Raw genomic sequence first — 21075 nt, forward strand, 5'->3', positions numbered from 1 at the left:
TCACAACTCCGCAAAATTCTTCAGAAGTGCCACACCATAATGGTGGCTCTTTTCTGGATGGAACTGCACGCCGAAGACATTGCCTATCGACACTGCACAGCTGAAGTCCAACCCATAGGAAGCCGTAGCAGCGATGTTTTCCTGTTGAAAACACTCAAAATAATAGGAATGAAGAAAGTAGAAACGCGGGTTCGTCTGGAAGTCTGTGAACAGAGGGCAGCCTGGAGCGGGCGATACGTCATTCCAACCCATATGTGGCAACGGCAAATCAGCCAGGTTCTCGGCTGAACTGAAACTGCGAACGCGCCCAGGAATCCAGCCCAACCCCGGCAGCCTTCCTTCGTCACTGGATTCGGCCAGCATTTGCATGCCCACACAAATACCGATGACAGGAACGCCCTGATTGAGAACCAGGTCATCCAGCGTTTGCCGCATGCCAGAATCATTGAGTTGCTGCATCGCATGATCGAAAGCACCGACACCCGGGAGAATCAGTTTGGTTGCACCCGTTAAGCTTTCCGCATCTTTAGCAACCGACACAGGAATGTGCAAACGTTTATAAACGTTTACGAACGCCTGGATATTACCCAACCCGTAATCAATGATCGTAATCATCTGAACAGCCTTCTCTCCAACCCGAGCGCGCTCATCACTCGCGAGCCAATTCCGATCATGAAACGCTTGTTGTTGTAATCGAGACATTTTTTGTTTGGACCGTCGAAGATCTGTTGAAGCTCTTCCACCGTCAGATCAAGTTTATTGGCAACGTACTCGAATTCAGACTTGAGAAACTGCTCATCCAGTTCCGGCTTCGCGATACGTTCAAGTGCAGCCTCGCGAGTCATTTGCCCAGTCATGATCAAGCTGGAAAAATGCGCACGACGTTTTTCGTAACCAAACTTGCGTGGCATCCAGTAATCTTCATAGAAACGAGTAAATCGCGACTCATGATGCTTATGCTGAAATTTTTTCCAACCGAAGAGCCTTCCCAATGTTTCCTCGGCTTCGGCCTTCACATAAGGCACCAGGTTCAAAGGCTTTACCACTTTCATGCCGAGGACGTAGCGGTAGTACAGTTTGTACAAAAGAATATCTACAATGGGAAAACTTTTTAATGGTCTCTTCCCGAATTTCGCGTGGATATCCTTAATCAGCAACTTGTCGATTCCCGGATAACCGCCCCACTCTTCGGGTTCTCGGCAGCACTCTGTAGAATAATTCCCGCCGGTCAACACATACTTTATCTTATGTGCTTTGGCAAACTTGTATAGCGCAGAAAAAAACGCGGTATCCTGAGGCAGATCCTGATCCGACACCTGAGATTTAAGGAAGGCAACCTGAAGATCTTTCATTTCCTCCCAATTGATCACTTCCGTGTACAGGTCCAGTTTCAGACCATCTACCAACTTCTCAATATTGCCGACTGCCTGATCGGTATTCCATCCAGCGTCAACGTGAAAAAGCAGAGGCCGCAAGCCCATCTTCTCTTTCGCGATGTAGCTAACATAAGAGCTATCAAGGCCACCGCTTAACCCAATAATGCAATCAAATTCACGGTCTTTTCCATCCGCCTTGATTTTCTCGGCCATTTTCATCAGCTCGCTTTCGCCGCGCTGGTCAAAGTGCCAATTGGGAGCGATGACTGTCTCAAAATTCTGGCAATAGTCGCAGCGCCCACGCTCGTCAAAAGTTACATTAGGATCTGATGTATCCATAATGCAGCAGCTGCAAATCTTATAATCTTTACTCATGAGCAACCCCATCCAATAAAACAAACCCCGTAGCATGGCTGATCATCGAGATCACTTTACAGCCACGAGATCTGAATAAACTTTTAAAACCCTGTCGGCATTTTTTTCCGGGTTGAAATTGTCTTCCGCGAGCTTTTTCGCGTTTGCTCCCATCCGCCCTATTTCTGAGCGGTTTTGAGAAAAATAGCTGATTGCATCCGCCAGCTTGACTGGATCCTTAGGCGGAACAGCGATACCCGTCTCGTAATCCAGCAATGTATCGGGACGAGGCTTACTCACTGCGGCGATACAAGGCACTCCTGAGAATGCTGCCTCGAATACAGGTCTGCCAGGGGCATCAAAATGGGATGGAAAACAAAGAACATCGATCCGTTCATACACGCTTTGTATATCGATCGTAGGACCAAACATATGAAAAACGGATTGCAGAGAGTATTGGGAAATTAAAGATTGAAGCTCCAACTCTACATCCTGGGCGAAACCCGCTTTCTTTATAAGCCAGGATTTCAGACCACCGCCAACACGCGTGGAACCGCCAATAATCACAAATTGAACGTTTTCGCCTCGTTCAATGACCAATTTTGCCGCTTCGATCAAGTCGAATAGGCCTTTTGAATGGTGCAAATTGCCGACGAACCCGATTTTGATCGCGTCAGTCTGAAGCTGGTCCAGCCTCAAGACCATAGATTCATCCCTGACACTGGCACTCGATGGCGTAAACGAATTTTGAACCACCGTCACATTAAAATCAGGGGGTAACGTTGAACGCACGTTTTCATCAATGGCAATAATTGCGTTGACACGGATCTTGAGCTTTTCGAAAAGCCACCGGCAGCGAAATGACTTTGGATCGGACCAGGTTAGCGATCGCACATGAACAACCACGGGCACTCTGAATAGAAGCCGGGCCAACAACAAAGGCAATATTTCCGTTAATTCATTTACATGAATGAGGTCAATATCCTTCCAGCGACGCCTTGCCTGAAACAGCGAAACAATAGTAAACGGCAAGTAAGATAATTCTCTCAGCAGGATCAACCACCGACTACCTCGATAATGTCCATACAATGTATTATCAAAGCGGGTCAAACCAACTGTCGCTATATGGTCCCGCGCTACCTGCTTGTAAAAGTTCAATGCAGTACCACGCACGCAGACGAAATACGGCTGAACATCACGAGTAGACAAAGTCCTCACAAGCTCAAAAAGGCTTCTGGAGGCCCCGCCGAAAGGCCCCACACCATCAATGTAAAGAACGTTCATTCTGAAAAACTCTGCGACAACTTGAAAAGCAACCCTGTATACAAAATATCGTCCTCAGCTCAGCCACTGTTATATACATTCGTGATCTGCGTTACTGGCGGCCTGCAGGAACCATCTTCATCCCTGTAAACTTGCGTCGAAAAAGGTACATCGCGCTCACAGGATACCTGAATCAGTGCAGCTTTCGTAGACGCTGGAAGGTGTCATACACAGCCGTTCGCGAAAAACACGTGGTACGCCCGCAAACGCTGCTGCGCATGGGCTGTGCCTCATCCCTGCCAGTGCTTATACCTTGCGAGGAAGCCTGCTGGAGAGGCGGGAATCTATTTCGTCCCCAACCGTCGTCACCACCGCTGGCTTGGATGGCGACCTCGAAAGCACCAGGCAGAGTAGGAAAAACACCGGGTAGAAATAACGCGGTGCATAGATGGGGCTCAGCACAAAAACGGCACAGTAAATGACTGCGACGAACACTAAATCATCACTTAATCGTAATCTGCCCTTAAGCAATACCAGGCAAAAAACCAGGAAGGCTGCGATGCAGTGCGATGTCACCACGAAGTCATTGTATAGATCGACTGGCGACAGAAGGTGATCAGCCTTGAAAATCAAACCATACATCGCATGCAGAGCCTTTGGCACAAAGACCAGGAAATACAATCCCTGATTCTGCAGCTGGATAAACTGCGTATACAAACCACTCCCTTCATTCTCCATACCGCCCATTTCGGCAATATCGGTAATGCCAGAAAAAAAGCCTAGCATCAACCAATAAGTCACTGACAGGCCGAGCAAAAGAATGGCTAAAAACCAGCCACGGCGGTTGCGAAGAAAGTTTACGGGGGAAAACGTCAGAAATACGAGTATCACAAAAAGCGTAAATTGCCAGCGGACAAAGAAAGAACATATCAAGCACAACACGAGGTATCCAAGCTGCTTTTTTCGAACCCAAGTAACCATAAAAGCCATGGCCAACATTGAAATAATTTCTTTGTTAATCGAAATCAAACTAAAAAAAGTTATCGGGCTTAGAAACAACAAAAACACGGTGAGTCCAAGACGCGTAGGCTCGTTGCCTTTACCGACCAGCTTTATGGACCAAAACAGAATAAAGATATTGACCAGCATTACCAAAAACCGGTTGCCATCTACTGATTCCAATAGTAACAACGGTCCAAGATAATTATTACCGACAGAAACCATCTCAGAAACAGAAGAAAAGCTACTTTCCAGATAAGCTTTTTCGTACGTCAAGGAATCTGCATAAAACTGAAAATCAATCACTCCGTCCAGGGCGTCATTGCCAAAAACAAAGAAAAAAATAATCGCCAGAGCGGCATAGACAGACAAATAAATAGTTGATTTTCTTATATATATTTGCACATCAACCTCTCATCCTCGGCACCAATTTTTGCCACTTGTTAAAAAAAGGAAAATGCGCATGGTTAGTGTTTAATCGAGCCATTGAGCATGGTATATACCCAAGACTCCGCGGTTGTGTCGCCGATTTGAATTTCCGGGACAATTTTTCCTGTATGCAACTTTTCTTCGATCCACGCGATGATAGGCTGAACCTCCTGCGGAAGGACCGACGCGAAACCGGATTCCCTTTCGTATTCGTACAGGCTCTCGATACTGCCCCCTTTGTTTAAAAACGGATTGAGCAGAGCGGATGGAATACCAAACCACGAAGCCTCGATCACCACGGTACTCATATCCGTAATATGAAGATCGACTTGAGAGAGTAGCAGTGGCAACGGCATGATGCTTGCCTTGTGCCACTCAACTGCCGTGCCGGAAAACTGTGCAGACAAGTACTCTTCGCAGGCAGCCCCCTCGTCCCCCCTCAACTGGACAGGATGCAGTCGCAACAACCAATTATATTTATCACTGGTGGACTTGATAACCGACTCCAGGGCATTGCACATCACCTTGTTGAAGCTCTCTTCAGGATAGTAGTGAATGTGCAATCCCCATTGGAGCGCCACCAGAATTACAGGTTTGTCATCGCGAAATATTCTGGGGTGATCCTGCCTGGCTGTTTCAACGAATGGATCTTCTGCCTGTGCGTTGCTAAATCGCTGAAACCATGGATGTCCAACGACAGTGACCGTAGCCCCCTTATCGGGTGCCCAGGCCCGCAGGACTTTCGCACTGGCCTGATCCCAACATAGAAAGCCATGCGGGAGATCCCCAGGCGCTGCAGACTTGGCCAATAATTCCCCGTACCACAGGTCATTCTTATCGATGACACCATGCTGATAATCGTAAACAGGGATTGCCATGATTCGGCACGCTCTGCACAACGCGGGCTCGGGTTGAATGCCAATCACGAGTTTTGGCTGAACGGCGCGAAGAATTTTCAGCCAGATATTTGTTCTTTTTGAAGCGACCCATTGGGCGCTTTTCTTGTCGCCGAACAACCTGGCGAAGACGCGACCAAAAAGCGCAACAATAATAAACGAACGATTGAAAGCAGCGGGAGAATTGTAGGCCTGATCGCCGATCAATTTACTATATGGCGTCGCTATCGATTGCACGCTCATATTACGGAGCAGACAGATATCGACAATCGTATCAATGATGGGGGAATAGGCTTTCCCCTTATAGCCGTACCCACAATTGGCATCATGCCGAATGCATAAAACTTCGGATTCTCTCAACTTACCCCATCCGCTGGGAGTGAGAATTGCGGATATAAACGTTTGCAATTTCAAGAAAAGCATCATCTGATGCGCTCACCCATCAGCACATCACACAAGCTGAAATCGATACGATTATCAATATCTACCGACTGCTCGGCTGTCATGATATAGGCACGACTGTTAGCCATAAAAAATCCTTTCTCTCGCACAAAATCATCCGTTTTTGCCAAGTAAATCGAGCCATTCAAACGATAGTAGTCCGGTAAGTCCTGGCTGCGCTTGTTAAGAAGTTCCGGGCGCAAAAAATTTGCCATGCTCCCATCCGCCCCCAGCACATTGCTCCACAACGGAGAATGTTCGCATGGGCAGACGCTGACAACGCTGGCGGCATTCGTATCGTCCATCAACTGCACCGCTTCGCGGATGTTTTCCGCACTCCGTAACGGAGAGGTCGGCTGGAGCAGCATCAATCTTTTCGGTGTGATGCCCTCTTCCGCCAGTAACTCCAGCGTATGAATTAAAACATCGAAAGTAGAGGCGGTGTCCGTCGCAAGGTCCGACGGGCGTTTCAAGATTCTTATGCCTAGCCGCTTCCCTTCAGCGAGGATCGCGTCATCGTCGCTGTTGACAACTATCAGGCCACTGACACCACTGTCCTTGGCCGCTTCAAGTGTCCAGCGAATCAATGGCTTGCCTTGTAGCTCCATGAGATTTTTCCCGGGGAGACGTTTACTCCCTCCCCGGGCCGGCACGATAAACAACACATCCAGACTGCTTTCAGCACTATCCATTGAACAGCCCGGTGATATCAGATTGAGCACGGTGGAAGTCTTCCATGCGGCCGATGTCCAACCAGTACTCATGTATGGGAAACGAATTTACAGATTCACCCTTGGCTATCTGTTGGCTCAAGAGTGTTGGCATGTCTATGCGCGTTCCAGGCTGGACACTTTTTACCAACTCCGGTGAGAGCAAATAGATGCCGGCGTTGATAAAAAACTTATGCACCGGCTTCTCGACCATTGAAAGAATTCGATGACCTTCACTCTGAATAACGCCGTAGGGGATACAGTGTTCGTACTCGCGAACACACATGGTGGCCACACAGGGCTGATCATGATTGAACTCAAGCAAGTTCTGAAAATTGAGAGTAGTCAGCAAGTCGCCGTTCATCATGAACAGTGGCAGATTGATTTCGTCATGGGGTAATAAACCGAGCGCGCCCCCAGTCCCCAACGGCTCATCTTCATGAACGTAACGAATGCTGACCCCCCAACGGCTGCCATCGCCGAAGTATTCGCGAATCATTTCCGGCATGTAATGGGTGGAAACGAAAAACCGGTGAAAGCCCGCACTGATAAAACTTTCCAGAATCAGTTCGAGAATGGGTTTGTCGCCAACCTTGAGCAGTGGTTTAGGGCAATGTTGCGTCAATGGACGTAACCGTGAACCAAACCCCCCGGCCATTAAAAATACCGGATTGTCGTACTGTTTTTTTTGCATCAGCCCATGGAGGGTTTCCAGACCTACGACTCGCTGCTGCGCGTCCACTACCGGCAGTTGCAGCAATTGATGCTTTTCCATTACGGCCAGAATGCGTTCCTTGCTCCACCCCCGCTCAACGGTCTGCGGCGAAGCGCACATTACGTCGCGCACTTTAATGTCCAGCGGCAGATGTTTAAGCAGACTGCGTCGCACATCTCCGTCAGTCATGGTCCCCAACAGGCGACCCCCAGCATCTACAACCAAAACAATACGCAAACCCTCACGATCAAGCGTCGCGACCGCTTCCTCAAGGGACGTTTCCGGGCTTACGAGTACTGATTTCCATTGCTGCATAAAATACTCCTAGTCTTCCTTCGAGGCGTCTTTCTTGCGCCCCGCAGGACCAAACAAAACCTGTCGAGCCTCGAGGTTCCTGGTCAGGGTCGCACCAGCCCCTACAACTGCTGCCGTTGCGACTGTCAGTCCCTGGATCACAGTGGCGCCACTACCAATGAATGCGCCATTTTCCACCTGCACGCTTCCACAGAGCGTGGCTCCAGGCGCGACGTGAACATCCTCGCCCAACCGGCAATCATGATCAATTCCGGCGCGGGTGTTAATGATCGAATTAGCGCCAATCACCACGTCGGCCTGAATGATTGCACCCGCCATGACCTGGACGCCTTCCGCAAGGCGCGCGGTGGCGTCCACCCACGCCAAGGGATGCACGAGAACCGGGAACCGAAATCCCCGCGCGCTCAGCCGCTGGAATACTTTCTTTCGCCCGGTCCCGCCAACGAGTTGCCCGAGACCGTTCACCAGCTCTATGGATCCGGGGTCAAGGGCGTCAAGGGCCGAGTCACCGCCTAGAATCGAAATACCGCGCCATTGGCCACCCGCCTGATCTGCCAATACCGGATCACAGACCCCCAGCACGTCAAATCCGGCAGACTGGACAAGCGACAAAAGGACCTTGGCGTGGCCGCCGGCCCCCAGGATCACCAAAGGTTTTTGAGCGTTCAAGGCTCGAGATTCTCACCGACCGCATAAGCCTTTGCTGCACGTGTACCCACCAACCCCCACAACGCCGTCGGCACCATACCCTGCCCGCTTCTTGCTGTCGTCAAATGCTCGCGGGTCAGGACTTCGCCTGCTTCAATCGGGCAAGCCGCGACCACTTGTTGGCGAGCAGCCTTGCGGGTGTCCCACTCGCTTTCCTGCGGAGCCTTGGCTCCGTCCCCAAGCGCCTGCTGCAACGCCCGAATATCCGACACCATCGCCTTGAGTTCATGAGGCTCGAGGGAAGCCAAATGATCCGGACCCGGCATGGACCTGTCCAGCGTGAAATGTTTTTCGATCACTCGCGCTCCGCGAGCGACGGCAGCAATGGAAATCAGACTGCCCTCGGTGTGATCCGAATACCCAACCTCAAGCCCGAATGCAGAGGCTAGCGTATCCATCGCCCTCAGGTTGACTTCCGCCCAAGGGGTTGGGTATTGGGAAGTGCAGTGGAGCAGCGTCACGTGCCCGAGCAACCTCGCGCGCGCATCACGGCTGCCCCAGCAGCGCCAGACATCGTCCATGTTCTTCGGTTCTTCAGTGAACGCGAGGGCATGGGCCACAATGGCCAGTGCCTGCTCCACCTCGGCAAGGGTAGCCATCCCGGTCGACAGGATCAGTTTCTTTCCAGTACGCGCAAACTGCCACAACAACGGAGCGTTTGTCAGTTCACCCGACGGTACTTTGAACAACGGCATACCCAGACCGCAAAGAAACTCCAGGCTGTCGCTGTCGAATGCCGTCGAAAGAAAATCAATTCCCTTCTGGTGAGCGTAGCTTTGCAGTTCCGCATGCCACTCTCTCGGCAACTCGAGTTTCTTCAGCATCGATAACTGGCTTTCTGCTTCATCTGTACTTTTTTTCTGATAAGCCGCTTTGGCAAGATGCTTTGCAGCAAGTTTGGCAGCATCAAATGTCTGAAACTTGACTGCATCTGCGCCGGCGTCGGCTGCTGCATCTACTAATGCAAATGCCAAGGCCCGGTCACCATTATGATTCACGCCTGCTTCGGCGATGATGTACACCGTATCTGTGTCAGTCTGCTTCATAGGTCAGCTCAAATCATGGAATGATTTATGGGACGCCCCGTCGTATAGCTTCAGGACCGTCAGGATTGCCTCGCAGGCATGGCCCTTGCCATAGGGATTAACCGTCGTTTTACAGTCTGCGGCAAATTCGGATGACAACGCCTTGCGAAGCGCCTGTTCGATCGAATCGCGATCAGGCTCACAATGCAGGACAGAGTCGGCAGCCAACCTACCCTTCTGACGCACGCCGATGTCAACGCTTGGAATACCGAACGCCGGGACCTCGATGATCCCACTCGAAGAATTACCCACTACCGCAGAGGCCATGGAGATAGCAGACAGATAACGCCTGAAGCCCAACGAGGGTATCGCCAGGACTCGCTCTGGCTGACGCTGTGCATAGGCCTCGAGCAAAGGAATAATCGCCCGGCCGCCATTGTCGGCATTGGGATAGGTCAAGATGATTTGATGGTCAGGAAACTCGTCCAGCGCCTCGGTAAGCGCGATGAAGCTTTCCCGAGGGCTTTCTTCCATCAAGGTGACAGGGTGGTACGTGACGACCAGGTAGGGCGAATGCAGGGGGAAATCGAGACTCGCACGAAGTTCCTCTGCACTCATTCTTGGCGCACGCACCAAGTGATCGATACCGACGGCCCCAACGTTGAAAACACGCTCGGGCGACTCCCCCATCTGGATAACGCGATTACGATAGGTCTCGGTGGCTACAAAGTGCAGGTAAGCCATTTTGGTAATGGCATGTCGAATGGCATCGTCATAAGCACCCTCGGTAATTTCACCACCGTGAAGGTGGGCAATGGGAATACGCATGACCAAGGCAGTCTGCGCGATCGCCAACGCCTCGAAACGGTCGCCGAGAATCACCAGCAGGTCCGGACGCAGCCGATCAAGTGCGTCGGCAAAACCTAAAGTGCCGACGCCCATTGATTTTGCGATGCCCACGGCGGAGTCAGATGAAAGCAACATCTCAACCTTGGCGTCGATGTCAAAACCATCCTCCTCAACCTGGCGCCAGGTTTCACCAAATTCGGGCGACAGATGCATGCCACTGACAATGACCTGCAGCTGAAATTCGCTGCTCGACTGGAGATCTTTGAGCAACCAGTAAAGCAGTCCGTACTCCGCCCTTGAACCGGTAAACACAGCAATAGTGCGTTTCAACCTTGTGTCTCCGGCACAACGCTACTTGGCAAATTGACAATGCGCGCGGATAACCACTCGGAGTTTGTGAGATCGCCGTGCAGGCACCGCGAATAAAGCGGCAGGTCGCTCATCAACTTCCAGATCGGCCGGGTCATGACGCCATTGTCATTAGTAGCCTTCAGCAGCGCGTCCCTCTGAGCACTGTTGTCGCAAATGACAGCGTTCAGCCAGTAGTTGGACCGGCAGCCTTCAGGCTCTTTAACGAACTGCAAATCACCGCCCTCGAACAACTGGGCATAGCGTGAGGCCAGTTCACGTTTAGACGCAATAAAGTGTTCAAGCTGCTCCAGCTGCGCACACCCCAACGCCGCATTGAGGTTTGGCAGACGATAGTTGTAGCCGAGCTCGTCATGCACGTACTCGTAGGGATGAGGCTGTTTGGCAGTCGTCGTAAGGTGCTTGGCGCGAGTGCCTAACGCTTCATTAGCCAGAATCATCCCACCGCCGCCCGTAGTGATGATCTTGTTGCCATTAAAACTAAGGGTTCCCAAGCTACCGAAGCAGCCCGTGTGTTTACCTTTGTACAAACTGCCGAGGGATTCCGCGGCGTCTTCGACCAGAACCAGCCTCCAACGAGCGCATACATCCACCAGATCATCCAGTTCAACCGGATGACCGAAGGTATGCATCGGCAGGCAGGCACGCACGATTTGCCCGGTCGGCTTATACCGGCACACGCCATCAGAATCCAACTGTGCATTAGCCTCCAGCCAGATCTCGAGCGCCTTCGGCGATAACCCCAACGTATGACGATCAACATCGACAAACACCGGCTCTGCAGCGCAATAGGCTATTGCATTGCACGTTGCAACAAACGTCAGAGATTGAGTCACCACCAAGTCACCGGCTTTGACCCCCGCCAACAACAGAGCGGCGTGCAGTGCCGCCGTACCGTTCACCGTCGCAACTGCGCGAGGGCTGCCGGTGTATGCAGCCATATCTCGTTCAAAACGATCCACGAAGGCGCCCACGCTTGAAACGAACGTCGACTCGATGGTTTCCACCACATAATCACGCTCATGTCCCGAAAAAACAGGCGCGTGAAGTGGAATGAAATCGTTCGTACGGTATTGCGAACGTACAAACTGGATTAGAGAGTCGAACATAGAAGCGCCTCAAACGTTGTAAATATCGGCTTTGTATTTGGCCAGGTTCTCGGGAATCAACAACCAGTCGATTGTCTGTTGAAGACCTTGTCGAATGTCATACTTCGGCTCGAAACCAGTCAGCCCTTTTATTTTCGTGTTATCGCACCACAAGCGGAATACTTCCGACTTGCCGGGACGAATTCGCTGCTCATCCGTCAGAAACTCGACGTCACTGTCCATCAGCTCACGGATGAGATTAAGCGTGTCACCAACAGATATTTCATAGTTGGAACCGATGTTGACGACTTCCCCCACCGCCTCATTACAACGGGCCAGCTCGAGAAACCCGCGGCAAGTATCTGCGACGTAATTGAAGTCACGCGTCGGGGTGGTATCACCGAGTTGAATCTGTTTTTTGCCGCTGGCAATCTGGGTAATGATGGTAGGGATTACGGCCCTTGCAGATTGCCGCGGACCGTAGGTGTTGAAGGGACGCGCAATAGTCAAAGGCAAGTCGAACGAGTTGTAAAAACTCATCGCCATTGCGTCGGCACCAATCTTCGAAGCACTGTAAGGCGACTGCGCCTGCAAGGGATGCTTTTCGTCGATCGGCACATATTGTGCGGTACCGTACACTTCGCTGGTGGAAGTATGGATAACACGCTGAACGCCGTTTTCGAGAGCAGCCTGGCAGATGTTCAACGTACCCTTGATGTTGGTATCGACGTAACTATCGGGGGCCACGTAAGAGTAAGGAATAGCAATCAGCGCCGCCAGGTTGAAGACGACATCAACATCTTTTGTAATGTGTTTACAGTAATGTGGATCACGCACATCCCCACTCAATACTTCGATGCTTTTCAAGCAATCGACACTTTCCAGCCAGCCCCAGTAATTAAAGGAATTATACTGAGACAGCGCCTTGACTTCATACCCTTCGCGCACTAGCAATTCGGTCAGGTGAGAACCGATAAAGCCGTCAGCGCCTGTAATTAATGCCTTCTTCACTTTAAACCCCTCTTATCAAACGACTCAGGCCTTCCAGATGGGTTTCTTCAATTCCCACCCGGTAGGGGTGTTCTCCCAGAGGTGAGGCGTTCTGAACTTCTCAATCACTTCGGTAAAAAGCTCTTCAGAGATCCCCATATACTCCAGGCATTGCTTTTGATAAATCTTGGGGTACTCACCATCGAAGCGCTTGATTAGCGATATGCCCTCATCCCGGGTGATATCGCCATTACGAATTTCTTGCGCCGCATCATAAGTCGCGCGACCGATACCAAACTTGATATACGTCGTATAGTAATGCAACCAATCGATCATATCGTCCAGAGAGCTGTACTTACTGAAGCTGCCCTCGGTCCTGTGATCATTCGGCATGAAGTCAGAATTTTCGACAGAGAAATAGTAGGTCTCTTGGGGATGCCACTTCATGTAATAACCAAGGTAGTGAACCTCAGTACCAACCTCCTGAAGCTTGTACGGACTCACTGGCAAATAAGCTTCAAGATCTGCGGGCGTGAATTTATACCTTTCCATCAATTCCCGCGCACTGACGCCACCCAAGTACAAATCGTCCAGTTGCCTATCGGCAGAGTAGTATTTTGGGTCACGGTTTGGCTTGTCGTTATCCTCGATAGCATTGCCGTATTCAGCTTCGTTCTCGCCGAAGATAACCAGAGGGATGCCAAGCAATGCAGACATTTTTGGGGCCAGGTTCTTCTGCCCAAGAATGAAGGGTTGAAACGGATGGCAGAGGTCTACAAAGGCGTGACGCGTCAGCGTACGGTGCACTTGTTTGTTCTGGTGATACGTATAGTTCGCGAAACCAGCGTTGAGCCAAGCGTCAAAGTTGAACCGACCTATGTCTGTATAAAGTGCAGGTGGCCACGTGACAAGAATAGGGTTCATGTTGTACTTAAACTTGAGGACATGCGCGGCCATCACGCTATCCTTCCCGCCACTGCCTGGAACTACGACGTCATAACTTCCATCATTCCGTCGATGGCGGTCGCACAGATCTCGCAACTCACGTTCGCGTTCGGACCAATCAATCGACTTTTTCTTTTCAGCAAAGTTACAAGCATCGCAAACGCCGTGCTCATCGAAAAAAATAGCTTTTTTAATCTCGCCCGGTTTGTTTTTGAACTCCACAGTCGACGAAGGCCGCTGGTTGTTCATCGAGCATTTTTTGCAAAACTGGATATCTAACGGAAGACCGTAGCGTCCAAACAATTCTTGATTATTCATTCCGGACTCACAAAGCTAAAAAGTTTTCAAAAATACGAATACCGGTTTCGCGACTTTTTTCTGGATGGAACTGTACGCCAAAAATGTTCCCGCGTTGTATTCCAGAAACGAACTGATGCCCTGCGTAGGTTGTCAGGGCAATAACATCCGTATATTTCTGTACTTCGAAAGAGTGCATAAAATAGAAAAGATCGGTCGGACTCACGCCTTTCAACAATGGCGATTCATTCACGATTGACACAGTGTTGAAACCCATATGCGGCACAACGCCTTTGCACTGCATAGGTCGCACTTCACCGAGTACCAAACCGAGCCCGGTGCTTTCGCCATACTCAAAACCAACCTTGCTGAGTACTTGCATGCCGAGACAGATGCCGAGCAACGGACGGTCGGTTGTCGCATATTCAACAATCGCCTCCGCCATGCCCGATTCGTTCAGCTCGCGCATGCCATCTACGAAACTGCCAACGCCAGGCATAACCAGCTTATCGACGCCTACTAGATCCTTAGGGTGTTTGACTACCTTAACCTTGGCGCCTGCACATTCGAGCGCCTTGGCCATACTGAACACGTTGCCAGCGGCACCGTAGTCAACTACACCTATCTGCTGACTCATACTGCTACCTCCACACCATGCTCGATCAAGAAGCGTTTAACGTCCCCAATCGTGGTTTTATCATAATGAAGAACTGAAGCCAGGGCTATACCGCTAGGTTTGGCCCGTTGTGCAAGATCCAGAATATGCTGAAGCGTCCCGGCGCCACTGGCCGCGACCACAGGGATGTTCACCGCTTCCACTACTGCTTGTACAAGGGCGATATCAAAACCGCGTTGACGACCATCACAATCAACGGACTGCAGGAGGATTTCCCCCGCACCACGTGCCTCTGCTTCTTTGGCCCACAAAACAACGTCGCGGTCAGTCGGTATACGACCACAGTCGGTGTAGCACACCCAGCTATTTTCGGTGATTCGTTTAGCCTCAATATTCACAACGACAGATTGCCCGCCAAAAATTTTAGCTGCAGCGTCGATTCTGGACGGGTCTTCGATTGCCCCGGTGTTAATGACGACCTTGTCCGCACCGTGGTGGAACAATTTAGAGAAATCATCTGGGGTACGCACGCCACCACCGACAGCAAAAGGAACGAGGATCCTCTTGGCCGTTTCTGAGATCAACTCATGAAGAATTTCACGTCGATACAAGCTCGCGACGATGTCGATATAACAGATCTCGTCGGCACCCTGTTCATAATATTTATAGGCCAGGTCGCCCGGGTTGCCCATCTTTCGCAGCCCCTCAAAATGGACAGGTTTTACAACCTGTGGAGGCTTAACGTCTAGCTTCGCAATTACTCGCATATTTCACTCTCAAAATATAGTCGGCACAGAGAACCGAAAACCATTATAAGACCGCATCGTTCGCGATTTTTTTTCGTCGGATAAGTTTCGCCGGAACGCCTCCCCAAATCTCATCCGACGGAATATTCTTAGTGATCACGGAGTTCGCCCCTATGACCGAATTCCTCCCGATAGTGACGCCAGGGCTGATGAAGACATTGGCGCCAATCCAGCAATAGTCACCGATCAAAACATTACCTTGTTTCTCCGGCGGGCTCGCTGCGGAGAAGTCGGCGTCCGCGTCGGCTGACTGTGTATACACCCTCACATTGTGGGAGATGCGACAGCCAGCACCGATCTTTACCGTACACCCTGATACTGCCTGGACGGTCGATAAACCGCCAATATAGCTGCCCTCCCCGACCTCAATTGTACCGTCCCCGTAAAATTGAATATAAGCACCATTAAAGCCAAAACTTTTATGCAAATCATATTTATTGCGAAAGGTTGTATATGTTATCTCCCAGCCCACGAGGCGAAGAAAATCCAGCAACCTCGCGGCAACGCGATAGACAACAACCCTCATCTTGAAAAGCCTCGATTTACAATCAACGACAGCGAGGAGGTTACTTTAGACCATGGCATGTCATATATGCGTCGCGACAACAACCATGCAAACGAAAATAGCACTGCCTCGGAAAGTGCATAGGCGATGGCAGCGCCTTTCAAGCCGGCCAGCTTAACAAAAGCAATAGTGACCAGGACAGAGAAAACACCCGTACACACAGTTACTAGTGAGACGCTGCTGGTGCGAGAGGAAAAAAAGAACAGCCCTGCAATCGACAGGTACATTCCCTTGAAGGTCTGCCCAAGGAAAAACCAGAATACGATGTCTTTAGCAGCGTCAAAATCTTTCCCGACCACCGCAGAGAAAAACAGCTCGCAAAATCCGACTGCTACTAGCGCCAACGCTATAAAGGTCAACCACACCAGGTAAGTCACGCCAACAACTTCCAACCGGGCATCATCGGTATTTTCTTTGAGTTTTGCATACAACCACGGGCCATAGACCTTGATAAACGCGTCGGCGATCAGCCCCATGATCATCCCGATCTGAAGCGCGAGGGTGTAGATGCCGACCGCGTGCACATCAAGCATATTGGCAATGATGAACCGGTCCGCGACCACCATCACCAGTCCACCAATCACGTGCGGAATGAGAGGCACACCGAATTTCAGCGCGTCGGTAACCTGACCTTCACCTGCCTTGGGGCGACTCAGCTCGCTATTCAAAAACAAACCAATCAACGCCAGGACGCCAAAAACGGCCGTTGCAATGACCTGTCCCAGTACCCGCCCTTCCCAAGCCATCAAAAAACCAAAAATACAAATCAACGATACGCCAGCATTCACCAACCCTTGGGAAACCTGGAAGACGCCATACTGCTTGGCAACGCCACGTACCTGCCAAAGCGTAAGTTTGATATTGATGAGGAACTGCAAACCTGAGATCAGAACGGCAATCAGCAACCATTCATAGGGCAGGTTCGTCGGTTCTTCGAACCATTTACCGAACACGGCCACCAGGGCAAAAATCACCGCCGTGCTGACAAAAAGGATCCCGACGCACGCCCCTACGTATCGAGACAGAACGCTCTTTTCCAACTCAAAATAACGAACGCCGATCGCCCCATGCACACTCAACCCAGTCAGGGTGCCGAAGAGGTTGACCATGATGCCGAACATGGCGACGACCCCATAGTCAGTGGGTGTCAGCGCACGCGTCAGAAACGGCAGAAGCAGAAAAGGAATTCCGGCATTGATGATATTCGCGCCCAGAAATATCCCTGCATTACCGAACAGTCTTTTATTCATTCATGACTCAATGCTCAATACGCTTTGCAAACCGAACACCACCTGCTCAATCACAGGAAAGACGTCAGCGCTCATCGGGAGGCTCATGACCCGCTGTGCAACAGCAGTGGAAACAGGCGTATCTGCCGAAGAACCAAAACGACGGTAGACGGGCTGCTCGTTCAAGGGCACCGGATAGTGAACGGCTGTAGGAATCCCTTTGAGTTTAAGAGCGGCCTGGACCTCGTCTCGTTTGTCGACCATCACGGTGTATTGTGCATACATGCTGGTGCGGTCGGACTTTTGCTGTACCCGTTTGACTCCCAGCTCATCCATCGCTCGGTTGTATTGAGCACCCGCCGCGATCCGCTGCTCTACTTCCCACTCAAAACGTTCAAGCTTGGCCAGTACGATGGCGCACTGAAGCGTATCCATACGTCCACCCAGACCAATACGGGTATGCAAATATCGCTGACTTTGACCATGCACACGAATTTCCCGACAGGCTTGGGCGAGCGCATCATCGGAAGTAAATATCGCCCCGCCGTCGCCGTAACAACCTAGAGGCTTGCTTGGGAAAAAGCTGGTACAACCCAAGGTCGACAAGTTGCAACTCTTGCGCCCCTTGTACTCGGCTCCGAAACTTTGCGCCGCATCCTCGATGACTGGAATATTTCCATGACGAGCAGCAATTGCATTGATTTCATCCATATCCGACGGTTGCCCGTAGAGGCTCACCGGCATAATCGCCTTCGTCCTGGACGTTATCGCAACCTCTAATTTTTCAACATCTATATTGCACGTTATCGGGTCGATATCGACAAATACGGGCTTCGCACCCAAGAGGACAATCACCTCAGCGGTTGCGGCGAATGTAAAGGGCGTTGTAACGACCTCGTCGTCCGGGCCCACACCCAGCGCCATCAGGCTAATCAGGAGCGCATCGGTGCCACTGGACACTGTAATGCAGTGCTTGGCACCGGTATAACTGGAAAGCCGCGATTCAAGCTCGGCTACTTCAGGCCCCATAATATACTGGCCATGTTCCAGCACATTATTCATTCGAAGTTGAATCTTCGATTTCAACGCTTCGTATTGAGTTTTTAAATCGACGAACGGAATATTCATGCGTCAAGGCACTCCAAAGTCTCACCTACCAACTTATAGCGCTGCGCCGTATGGGGGCAGGTGTACTCACCTTCTCCCGCCAGCATTAGCGGAATACGCTCACCTTGCTGACTCATCCAGCCAATATGCTTTGCTGGCACACCGGCAACCAAGGCGTAAGGTTTGACATCTCTATTGACTACAGCACCAGCGGCAATGAAAGCATATTCACCAATGGTCACTCCGCACACTACCGTGCAATTGGCGCCCAACGTGACGCCTTTTTTCACGACAGTGTCACGATACTCATCTTTGCGTGACACTGCGCTTCGCGGGTTGTAGACATTGGTAAACACCATGCTCGGCCCACAGAAAACATCATCTTCAAGTGTAACGTTGTCATACACCGAGACATTGTTCTGTATCTTCACGTTGTTGCCGATTACAACGCGATTACCCACGAAGACATTTTGCCCTAATGAGCAATCCTTGCCGATACGGGCCTCTGCGCAGACATGCACAAAATGCCACACGCGCGATCCACTTCCGATCTGCGCACCGTCGTCAACAATTGCCGAGGGATGTACCTGATAGGTCATATAGCTCTCATTGACTCAAGGTGTTAAGAAAGGGATGGCCTTCATCGTCAGACGGCTTGCTGATGCCAGATGAGCGGATGGTCTCTACTGTTTCCACGCAGTGTCGGGCATCTTGCAAGCCATACCCACGGCCCGCCAATATTTCTTGGTAGCTGACGGTATGAAGATCAGTGAAACCTTCCGAAAACTCGATTTCCTCGCCGTCGACTGTAATCGAACGATACGTCGGTTTTTTACCTTTCACGACGTCAGGCAAATCGTTGGCATCGATAGATAGAAACCAGCGAACACGGGCCTTTTCGTATTCCAGATAGCCGGCAGCTTTATATTCGCTGACAAAATGCACCACATTGCGCTGAAGGTTGCCGAAAATGAAATGGAGCATGTCGTAAAAGTGCACACCAATATTGGTAGCTACTCCAAAGGACTTGCGTGGGTCGCCCTTCCAGCTCTCCATATACCACTTGCCGCGTGACGTGATGTATGTGAGTTCGACGTCATACTTCGTTTCTCGACTTTCAACCGCGACCTTGTTTTTCAGCGCAAGGATTGCCTGGTGATGACGAAGTTGCAAAATATTATAGACGCGCTTACCGGTTTCCTTTTCGACCAGTGCAAGCTCATCAAGATCTTCGACTGTTGGAACCAACGGCTTTTCACAAATAACATCACACCCCAATCGAAGTCCGGCAGCGATATGGGAGTGATGTAAATAGTTCGGCGAGCAAACTGCTACATAATCCAACGCAGTATCGGCATCACGCTTCAGGCGGCAAGCGTGATCGTAAAACCTCTCAAACTGGGTAAAAAAATCACTTTCCGGTGAGAGGCTGTCGATGATACCAACGGAGTCGTTAATGTCGTAAGCGGACACCAATACGTTACCGGTGTCCTTAATAGCGCGCATATGGCGAGGTGCTATATAACCAGCTGCACCGATCAAGGCAAAACGTTTCAAGAGGATGACTCCGTCGATTAGGCTTTAATGATATGGGCTTCTGGAGCGCGATACTTGCCACGCGTATCGACCAACAACGTTGAATGCTGGCGAATCAATTCATAATCAAATTTGTCATGATCGGTGGCCAGTACGACTGCATCGTAAGATGCCAGTTTCGTCGCGGAAAGCTCTTCACTGGTGAGATCAAAGTGGTGCTCTCGCATTTTCGGAAAAACCGGAACGTGCGGATCACAATAGGAAACAACCCCGCCTTTTGCTTCAATCAATTCCATGATTTCGACTGACGGCGATTCACGCATATCATCGACATTTTTCTTGTATGCGATCCCGAGAATCAACACTTTGCTGCCTTTCAGTGCCTTCCCGCTTTCATTCAGTCCGTCCATCAGCTTACTGAGGACATACTCAGGCATCGCCTTGTTGACTTCACCGGCCAACTCGATGAAACGGGTGTGCAAACCGTATTCACGCGCCTTCCAGGTCAAATAGAAAGGGTCGATCGGGATGCAATGACCGCCAAGCCCTGGCCCCGGGTAATACGCGGTAAAGCCGAAAGGTTTGGTAGCGGCAGCATCGACGACTTCGAAAATGTCGATACCCATTCTATCCGCCACAACCTTCATTTCGTTTACAAGGCCAATGTTCACCGCGCGATGGATATTCTCCAGAAGCTTGGTCATTTCGGCAGCTTTGGTCGAACTGACTGAAACAATCTGGTCGATAGCGTGCTCATAGAGAGCCACTCCCACTTCAAGGCAAGCGGGAGTATGCCCACCGATCACTTTCGGGATGGTTCGGGTTTCGAAATTAGGATTGCCCGGATCTTCTCGCTCGGGCGAGTAAACGAGAAAAATGTCTTCGCCTGCACGCAATCCACCTTCCTGGATGCGAGGGAGCAATTCCTCTTCAGTCGTCCCCGGATAAGTCGTGCTCTCCAGGGAAACGATCTGCCCAGCGCGCAGAAAAGGCTTGATGGCATCAGTGGTATTAACCACAAAGCTCATGTCAGGTTCGCGATACTTGTTCAGCGGAGTTGGAACGCAGAGGATAAGGGCGTCGCACTCGGCGACACGCTTGAAATCTGTCGTAGCTTCGAAGCCGCCATCGCAAGCGAGTGCAATTTTTTCACTGGGAATATGTTCGATATAGCTCCGGCCGGCATTCAGTGCATCGACCTTGGACGTATCAATATCGATGCCGAGGACCTTGAACCCGATTGCATTGTAGCGAAGCATCAAAGGCAGACCCACGTAGCCGAGGCCGACAATACCGATGATGGCCTCTTTTTTCTTGAACTTAGCGACGCTCGCCTGCTTTATGCCTGACATCAACCAAAACTCCGTTAAATTTCATCTTAGTAAGCAACTGAACACACTTGAATCAACACCGCCGTACTACCGCCGCATTAGCGGACCGAAATTCT

At 50.7% G+C, this 21075-nt stretch carries 21 protein-coding genes; all 21 read right to left on the minus strand.

What is annotated here, in order from left to right; all coding sequences use genetic code 11:
* The 21 genes from hisH (ACYZT8_RS20805) to wbpA all read right to left on the minus strand — a co-directional run bounded on the left by hisH (ACYZT8_RS20805) (window position 1) and on the right by wbpA (window position 20980).
* Window positions 1-615 carry an imidazole glycerol phosphate synthase subunit HisH gene (gene hisH / locus ACYZT8_RS20805; protein ID WP_461975525.1) on the minus strand — a complete coding sequence of 205 codons (615 nt, stop codon included), beginning with the start codon at window positions 613-615 and terminating at the stop codon, window positions 1-3.
* Complete coding sequence (locus tag ACYZT8_RS20810) at window positions 612-1751, minus strand: N-acetyl sugar amidotransferase (RefSeq protein ID WP_461975527.1); 1140 nt, start codon at window positions 1749-1751, stop codon at window positions 612-614. Before ACYZT8_RS20810 ends, hisH (ACYZT8_RS20805) begins: the two co-directional genes overlap by 4 nt.
* A 51-nt stretch (window positions 1752-1802) precedes the next feature.
* A complete protein-coding gene (locus tag ACYZT8_RS20815) occupies window positions 1803-3014 on the minus strand; it encodes a glycosyltransferase family 4 protein (protein WP_461975529.1) in 1212 nt (403 codons plus the stop codon).
* A 285-nt stretch (window positions 3015-3299) separates the two neighbouring features.
* Window positions 3300-4397 carry a hypothetical protein gene (locus ACYZT8_RS20820; RefSeq protein ID WP_461975531.1) on the minus strand — a complete coding sequence of 366 codons (1098 nt, stop codon included), beginning with the start codon at window positions 4395-4397 and terminating at the stop codon, window positions 3300-3302.
* Between the two features lie 62 nt (window positions 4398-4459).
* Window positions 4460-5743 carry a hypothetical protein gene (locus ACYZT8_RS20825; RefSeq protein WP_461975534.1) on the minus strand — a complete coding sequence of 428 codons (1284 nt, stop codon included), beginning with the start codon at window positions 5741-5743 and terminating at the stop codon, window positions 4460-4462.
* Window positions 5740-6480 carry an acylneuraminate cytidylyltransferase family protein gene (locus ACYZT8_RS20830; RefSeq protein ID WP_461975536.1) on the minus strand — a complete coding sequence of 247 codons (741 nt, stop codon included), beginning with the start codon at window positions 6478-6480 and terminating at the stop codon, window positions 5740-5742. Before ACYZT8_RS20830 ends, ACYZT8_RS20825 begins: the two co-directional genes overlap by 4 nt.
* Window positions 6443-7498, minus strand: a complete 1056-nt coding sequence (locus ACYZT8_RS20835) for a nucleotidyltransferase family protein (protein WP_461975538.1) — start codon at window positions 7496-7498, stop codon at window positions 6443-6445. Before ACYZT8_RS20835 ends, ACYZT8_RS20830 begins: the two co-directional genes overlap by 38 nt.
* Window positions 7499-7507: 9 nt before the next feature.
* Complete coding sequence (locus ACYZT8_RS20840) at window positions 7508-8167, minus strand: acetyltransferase (RefSeq protein WP_461975540.1); 660 nt, start codon at window positions 8165-8167, stop codon at window positions 7508-7510.
* The gene (neuB, locus tag ACYZT8_RS20845; protein ID WP_461975542.1) at window positions 8164-9252 is read right to left on the minus strand and encodes an N-acetylneuraminate synthase; all 1089 of its coding nucleotides are present in this window, start codon (window positions 9250-9252) and stop codon (window positions 8164-8166) included. Before neuB ends, ACYZT8_RS20840 begins: the two co-directional genes overlap by 4 nt.
* 3 nt (window positions 9253-9255) lie before the next feature.
* A complete protein-coding gene (gene neuC / locus ACYZT8_RS20850; protein WP_461975544.1) occupies window positions 9256-10410 on the minus strand; it encodes a UDP-N-acetylglucosamine 2-epimerase in 1155 nt (384 codons plus the stop codon).
* A complete protein-coding gene (locus ACYZT8_RS20855; protein ID WP_461975546.1) occupies window positions 10407-11558 on the minus strand; it encodes a LegC family aminotransferase in 1152 nt (383 codons plus the stop codon). Before ACYZT8_RS20855 ends, neuC begins: the two co-directional genes overlap by 4 nt.
* 9 nt (window positions 11559-11567) lie before the next feature.
* Window positions 11568-12548, minus strand: a complete 981-nt coding sequence (locus tag ACYZT8_RS20860) for an NAD-dependent 4,6-dehydratase LegB (protein ID WP_461975548.1) — start codon at window positions 12546-12548, stop codon at window positions 11568-11570.
* A 24-nt stretch (window positions 12549-12572) separates the two neighbouring features.
* Entirely contained in the window at window positions 12573-13790 is a 1218-nt protein-coding gene (locus ACYZT8_RS20865) for an N-acetyl sugar amidotransferase (protein WP_461975550.1), read from the minus strand.
* A gap of 7 nt (window positions 13791-13797) precedes the next feature.
* Window positions 13798-14406 (minus strand): imidazole glycerol phosphate synthase subunit HisH, encoded by a 609-nt coding sequence (gene hisH, locus ACYZT8_RS20870; protein ID WP_461975552.1) that lies wholly within the window; start codon window positions 14404-14406, stop codon window positions 13798-13800.
* Window positions 14403-15152: an imidazole glycerol phosphate synthase subunit HisF gene (hisF, locus tag ACYZT8_RS20875; protein ID WP_461975554.1), complete on the minus strand. Its 750-nt coding sequence runs from the start codon at window positions 15150-15152 to the stop codon at window positions 14403-14405. The genes hisH (ACYZT8_RS20870) and hisF overlap by 4 nt, the downstream gene beginning before the upstream one ends.
* Window positions 15153-15195: 43 nt before the next feature.
* Window positions 15196-15717, minus strand: coding sequence for an acyltransferase (locus ACYZT8_RS20880; protein WP_461975556.1), 522 nt, complete (start codon window positions 15715-15717; stop codon window positions 15196-15198).
* A complete protein-coding gene (locus ACYZT8_RS20885; RefSeq protein WP_461975558.1) occupies window positions 15714-17006 on the minus strand; it encodes a lipopolysaccharide biosynthesis protein in 1293 nt (430 codons plus the stop codon). The genes ACYZT8_RS20880 and ACYZT8_RS20885 overlap by 4 nt, the downstream gene beginning before the upstream one ends.
* The gene (locus tag ACYZT8_RS20890; RefSeq protein WP_461975560.1) at window positions 17007-18113 is read right to left on the minus strand and encodes a DegT/DnrJ/EryC1/StrS family aminotransferase; all 1107 of its coding nucleotides are present in this window, start codon (window positions 18111-18113) and stop codon (window positions 17007-17009) included.
* On the minus strand, window positions 18110-18691 hold the full coding sequence (locus ACYZT8_RS20895) for an acyltransferase (RefSeq protein WP_461975562.1): 582 nt from the start codon (window positions 18689-18691) through the stop codon (window positions 18110-18112). Before ACYZT8_RS20895 ends, ACYZT8_RS20890 begins: the two co-directional genes overlap by 4 nt.
* A gap of 7 nt (window positions 18692-18698) precedes the next feature.
* On the minus strand, window positions 18699-19649 hold the full coding sequence (wbpB, locus tag ACYZT8_RS20900) for a UDP-N-acetyl-2-amino-2-deoxy-D-glucuronate oxidase (RefSeq protein WP_461975564.1): 951 nt from the start codon (window positions 19647-19649) through the stop codon (window positions 18699-18701).
* A 17-nt stretch (window positions 19650-19666) separates the two neighbouring features.
* The gene (gene wbpA / locus ACYZT8_RS20905) at window positions 19667-20980 is read right to left on the minus strand and encodes a UDP-N-acetyl-D-glucosamine 6-dehydrogenase (RefSeq protein ID WP_461975566.1); all 1314 of its coding nucleotides are present in this window, start codon (window positions 20978-20980) and stop codon (window positions 19667-19669) included.
* Window positions 20981-21075 lie beyond the last annotated feature (95 nt).

The organism is Pseudomonas sp. LB3P93, assembly GCF_054898025.1.